The following is a 5,981-nucleotide window of genomic DNA, read 5'->3' on the forward strand; positions in this document are numbered from 1 at the left end:
TTGTTTTTATATTTTGCGCAATTCAGAATATTCTGACATCAATTCAACATGCTTTTGCGAATGGCGCGGCTGAACATCCCCTTCCATTTGCCTTTCCATTTCTTTTTTCATTTCACATTTACAAAAAGCAGCCATACCAACACTTTGATACAACTGCTTACATTTTAAAACATCGATTGCATTTTAATTATCAGATATACGGTTGCAAAAACCGCAAACAGATACACACACCCAATAATTACAGAACTCTTTTTTCCTCTTCCCCATTTTCCCGTTGCAAGATACATTGCATCCAATACATCAAACAGAAAGAAAAACTGGAATACCGTATGTACAACTGCCTCGGCAAATCCTATTTTCCCACTTTTGTAGGTCATACGGATTACCTGGATTCCATAAAAGCTTCCCGGTAAAATAGCAAGCCATGTCGCAACAGCCGAAAAAACGACTGCTGCAATCAGCCACGGCAGCAATACCGGAGCAAAGATTATCGCGGCTCCCCTGCTTCCTACCAGCACTGCCATACTTACGAAAAAATAATAAATGAACAGAACCAGAAAATTCACACAGAAAAAGACAACCAGCCCATATTTATGGATCAGCATACGGTTCACGCATTCAATCAGATTCCCCGTTTTGTATATTTTAAATGACTGTCCAATATTTATGATTCCCACAGCTGCCACAAGTCCCCAATAAAAAAGCAGTGGAAGAAACACAATCACCAACGTTAATCCTATATGCCCCTCCGGGATTTTATCCAGCAGTCTCGTAACAAGAATAAAATATACATATGCAAGTGGTACACATAAAGTTAAAAGTATTATATAAAGAAATGTACTTTTCCGTGATTTTCTATTTTCCATATCCTGGCTCTCCATATTTCAGGAAAAGGGAACCGTAATTTTCTATACAGCTCCCTCTTTTCCTGTTTTCTATTTATCTGCGTCCCATAAATGCTTCAATCTCATCGATCTGTCTCGGAATTGCTCTTGACAGATTTTCACATCCGTCTTCTGTGATCAGGCAATTATCTTCCAGACGGAATCCAATGCCCCATTCTTCATGGTAAACACCGATATCTACACAGAATACAACACCCGGTACAGCAAGTCCGCTTCCTTCTACCACGTCATGTACATCAAATCCAACATGATGTGCTCCACCGTGCCACATGTAAGTCCCAATATCTTCAAAATTTTTGCATACTCCTGCTTCTTTTAACTGTTCAAATGTATATTTACGGATGATCTTATCCACATCCAGAAGCGGTACACCCGGTTTCAGTGTACTGAACATATATTCTGAAGTATTGTAAATGCACTCATAAAGCAATTTCTGACGGTCATTAAATCTTCCATTGCACGGAAATGCCCTGGATACATCGTTGATCTCATAATCCCATACAGCACCAACGTCATTCAGGATCATATCTCCATCCTGTGCCTGTCCGCGATAATCATAGTAATGAATTTTAAAGTTGTTCTTTCCTGATGAAATGATAGACGGAAATCCTGGTGAAAGCACTCCCCTCTGAGCCAGTGCATAATCAAATTCTGCTTTATATTGGTATTCGTACATTCCCGGTTTAGATGTTTTCATCATTGCTTCGATTCCGGCCTTTGTGATCGTTTCCGCTTTCTTCATTGCCTCAATCTCACATGGTTTCTTGATCAGGCGAAGCTGTTTCATGATCGGATGAAGGTTGCCAAGTCCAACAAACGGAGCATGTTCTTTCAGATAATTACCAAGACGGTATGCTTCTACTGCCGGCGTATTTTCATAAACCTTGTCAAAATCAAGATAAACTTTCTTTACATTGCCAGAAAATAATTGTCTGGAAAGATCATTCTGGAATGCTGCCACATATTTGTAATTCGTGATTCCGGAAAGTTCTTCTGCTTCCTCTTCTTTTATACGTCTTCCAGTCCAGCGTTCTGCAAATGCATCCGGAGGAAGAATATACAGAGTTTCCTCAATTGTTCCCTCTCCGACATAAGCCATCAGTACAATATTTTCCTGCTCGATTCCTGTCAGATACAAGAAGTTACGATTTGTAAAAAACGGATAATTCTCATCATTGGTCTTGATCGGTGCATGTCCGCTGAATACAACCACCAAAGATCCCGCTTCAAGTTTCTGATACAGGCTCTTACGATTTCCTGCGTAAAATTCCTTATTCATTTGTCAATCCTCCTGCGCTTAGTGTAAATATTTTTCTTTCAGATATTCAATATAATAATCGGTATTCAGCTCTTCTCCTGTTGCTTTTTTGAGCATCTCACGCGCAGAATAGGTCTGTCCGTACTGGTGAATATGTTCCTTTAACCAGTTTCCGATTGTAGATGAATCTCCCTTTTCCAGCTTTTCAAATGCATCCGGACAATCAGTAAGAAGCTTATGAGCAAACTGTGCAGCGTAAGCATCTCCAAGTGCATATCCCTGGAAATATCCTACACATCCGGAAGCCCAGTGCACATCCTGCAGGATTCCTTCCTGATGATTCTTTGGCGTAAATCCCAGATATTCCTGATATTTTCTGTTCCATGCTTCTTCAATTGTATCCACTGTCAGTTTTCCATCGAAATATTCTTTTTCAATTTCGTAACGGATGATGATATGCAGGGTATTGGTAAGCTCATCTGCTTTCAGACGGATCAGTCCCGGTTTTACTTTATTGAGTGCCGCAAGGAATGCATCCAGAGAAATCTCTTTGTATTTTGAAACTTCCTGCTGCAGATATGGGTACAGGTTCTCCCAGAATTCTCTGGTTCTTCCTACATGATTCTCGTAGAATCTGGACTGGGATTCGTGCATTGCACCTTCAATTCCGCCCCAGAGTCCTCTTTCTGCGACCTCATCGTTCGCATTATAATTATAAAGTCCGTGTCCGGTCTCATGAACCACTGCCAGAATCGCATGAATCAGCTCATCACAGTTTGTGGATGGCCTGGAATCACGCGGTCCGGTGCAGACACATACCGGATGATGGATCTCAAATAAAGTACTCTTATCTTTATCAAGTCCCAGGATCTCCTGCGCTTTCTTCACAATACGAAGTACTGTATCATGATCTGCTTCACATTCCAGAATGGAATCATCAATCTTACTCTGTTCTTCTCTTACCGCATTTAAAATTTCGCAGACAGCATCTTTGATTTTTGCCAAAATTGCATCAATCTCTTCCAGACGATAATCCTTATCAAACCGGTTCACCAGAACCTGATATGGTTTTTCATCCGGATTGATCGCTGTTGCTATCTTCTCCTGTAAATCAAACTGTTTTTTCAGTACCGGCTTAAAGCTTTCAAAATCATCTGCCTCATAGCATTTTCCCCATGCCAGCTGTCCATCTGCATTTGCCTGATTCAATTCCCCCTGCAGGCTTGCTGGGATCTGTACTGCTTCTTTATACTTTCCGATCAGATAACGTACCATACCTTTGTCTGTATCTGAATCAAAAGCTGTCTCTCCTTCCAGTGACTCTACCAGTTCTTTTGTCTCTTTGCTCGTCAGTTTCTCATTAGAAAGCTCTGTCAGATATGCTCCGACTTTCCCTTCATAATCAAATCCATCCTTCGGGCAGTTATTCCATCTGTCATAGTAAATGATATTATCCATACACTCCAGATAACGGAGCTTCACAACAATATCCTTTACCTTTTCCATCTGTTCTTTTGTAGCCATTACTGCACCAACCTTTCTCCTTAGACTAATGTTCAAACTCTGGTCCGATTATACCATTTGTTTCCCCGTAGTGTCAATCTTTTGGCAAAAGCCGGTTCCTCTGTTATGCCTTTATTTCTTCACTGTAGATTCGTTCGATATGCATTGCCAGATACCCGATTTCCATCTCATCAAGTTCTTTTCCAATACTCTTTCCGAGCATATCGCAGACTTTTTTTGCAGTCATATACGCTTCCGGAAATTTGGATTCTATATATTCATTCATATTGATACGAAGATCCTCCCCCGTCATAGCACGTGCTACCATATATTTGATATGGTTCATCAAACGATTATAGGAAAGCGAGATCACATCGATCTTTTTTCCTGTTTCTTTTTCGATCATCTCAATACATTCTCTCACTGCACGGGCCGTCTGCATTGCCACAGACACTTTTTCATCCTCGATTGCTGAATGAATGTGAAGTGCCACGTATCCGATTTCATGCTCATCGATCGTGATCTGCATTCTCTTCTGCAAAATATCTCTGAGCACGGATGCTGCTTGAAATTCATTATGAAAAAGTACTCTGATATCATCTGTCAGTGGATTGCTGATCTGCTCCTGATTCCGGATTCGCGAAACAGCAAAGGAGATATGATCTGCCAGCGGGATCATGATCCGGCGGTCTACTTTCCCAAAAACTTTTTCTGCTTCCCGGATCACCTCATCTGCGATTTCCAGAAATTCCGGATCCATCTCCTGCACCAGAGATTTGGCAGATCCTCTGTCTGTCTGTTCGGTCAGGCGGTAAGTTGCTGTATCTTCTGTCACTTCAAAACGCTGACTGACCTTCTTTCCAAAGCCAATTCCTTTACCGAGAAGGACGTATTCCTGGTTATCCTCTGTATTGATTGCGATCACGCCATTATTATTCAAAATTTTGCTTACTCTGTACATATCTGATTCCCCCGAAGACGAGTTTTAAGTTCTGATTTTATCCTAGCAGAGAATGAGGGGAAAGTCAAAAAAAGGTTGAGAAAAAGGGAACGCAAATTTGGCTGTTTTCTGACGGGTGTGAAATAGCTTCCGCAAAAAACAAATAAAAGCAGAACGGGGCTGTTGCACGATGGATCGTGCTTAGCCCCGTAAGTTTGTTTGATGTTTTTGATGTGATTATCACAAAATCTGTGAATAGATTTTATTTGGTTTCCCGGATCTTCTTTCTGAGCGAAAGTACCATTGCAGGGGATACGGATAATTCGTCTAATCCCATGCTTAAGAATTCTTCGGTCAGTTCGAGGTCAGCTCCGAGTTCGCCGCAGATTCCGATCCATTTGCCTTCTGCGTGGGCATTTTCGGCTGCCATGCGGATCATTGCAAGGACTGCCGGGTGGTGCGGATCGTAGAAGGCATCCAGCTTCTGGTTCTGACGGTCAATTGCCAACGTGTACTGGGTCAGATCATTGGTCCCTACGCTGAAGAAATCCACTTCTTTTGCAAGCTCACGGCTCATCATAACGGCAGCCGGTGTCTCGATCATGATTCCCAGTTCCACATCCTCACGGAACGGGATCTTTGCCTCACGAAGCTCTTCTTTGACCTCTTCGATGATCACCTTGATCTGCTTCACTTCTTTTACCGAAATGATCATCGGGAACATAATGGCGATCTGTCCGTAAGCAGATGCCCGGTACAGGGCACGAAGCTGGGTCTTGAAGATCTCCGGTCTTGTCAGGCAGATACGGATTGCCCGGTATCCCAGTGCCGGGTTCTCTTCTTTGTCAAGTCCAAAGTAATCCACCTGCTTGTCTGCTCCGATATCCAGGGTACGGATAATGACCTTTTTGCCTGCCATATTTTCTGCAACCTGTTTGTATACCTGGAACTGCTGTTCTTCGGTCGGGAAATCTTCACTTTCCAGATACAGGAACTCGCTTCGGAAAAGTCCGATCCCTCCTGCATCATTTTTAAGTACGGCGCCCACATCGGAAAGATTACCGATATTCGCATAGACATTGATTTTCTGTCCGGAAAGGGTGACATTCTCTTTGCCCTTCAGTTCTTCCAGAAGTGTTTTCTGTCTGCGGTCTTCTTCGCGCTTTTCGGTCATAGCCTTCATGGTCTCTTCATCCGGATCAATGTAGATGGTCCCGGTAAAGCCGTCGATGGCTGCCATATGTCCGTCATATTCTTTTGCAAGCCCTTCTCCCAGACCAATAACGGCCGGGATATTCATGGTCCTTGCAAGGATTGCCGTATGGGAATTTGCTGATCCGTACATGGTTGCAAATGCAAGCACTTTGGACTTGTC

At 42.6% G+C, this 5,981-nt stretch carries 5 protein-coding genes; all 5 read right to left on the minus strand.

What is annotated here, in order from left to right:
* Positions 1–164: 164 nt before the first annotated feature.
* On the minus strand, positions 165–866 hold the full coding sequence (locus PG766_RS16635) for a hypothetical protein (protein WP_117559113.1): 702 nt from the start codon (positions 864–866) through the stop codon (positions 165–167).
* Positions 867–939: 73 nt separating this feature from the next.
* On the minus strand, positions 940–2,184 hold the full coding sequence (locus PG766_RS16640) for an aminopeptidase P N-terminal domain-containing protein (RefSeq protein ID WP_118199839.1): 1,245 nt from the start codon (positions 2,182–2,184) through the stop codon (positions 940–942).
* Between the two features lie 18 nt (positions 2,185–2,202).
* Positions 2,203–3,687: a carboxypeptidase M32 gene (locus tag PG766_RS16645; RefSeq protein ID WP_118199840.1), complete on the minus strand. Its 1,485-nt coding sequence runs from the start codon at positions 3,685–3,687 to the stop codon at positions 2,203–2,205.
* 103 nt (positions 3,688–3,790) lie between these two features.
* Positions 3,791–4,627: a PRD domain-containing protein gene (locus PG766_RS16650; protein ID WP_008368484.1), complete on the minus strand. Its 837-nt coding sequence runs from the start codon at positions 4,625–4,627 to the stop codon at positions 3,791–3,793.
* Between the two features lie 241 nt (positions 4,628–4,868).
* Positions 4,869–5,981, minus strand: a 1,113-nt coding sequence (gene ptsP / locus PG766_RS16655; RefSeq protein WP_270591378.1) for a phosphoenolpyruvate--protein phosphotransferase, incomplete at its 5' end; no start/stop codon positions are given.

Origin of the sequence: Coprococcus sp. LG101-27 (assembly GCF_027695515.1) — a bacterium.
GTDB lineage: Bacteria > Bacillota > Clostridia > Lachnospirales > Lachnospiraceae > Allocoprococcus > Allocoprococcus comes.

Bases quoted from the DNA above. Each gene is read 5' to 3' on its own strand.
- PG766_RS16645 (WP_118199840.1), bottom strand. From the start codon at position 3,687: ATGGCTACAAAAGAACAGATGGAAAAGGTAAAGGATATTGTTGTGAAG.
- PG766_RS16635 (WP_117559113.1), bottom strand. From the start codon at position 866: ATGGAAAATAGAAAATCACGGAAAAGTACATTTCTTTATATAATACTT.
- PG766_RS16650 (WP_008368484.1), bottom strand. From the start codon at position 4,627: ATGTACAGAGTAAGCAAAATTTTGAATAATAATGGCGTGATCGCAATC.
- PG766_RS16640 (WP_118199839.1), bottom strand. From the start codon at position 2,184: ATGAATAAGGAATTTTACGCAGGAAATCGTAAGAGCCTGTATCAGAAA.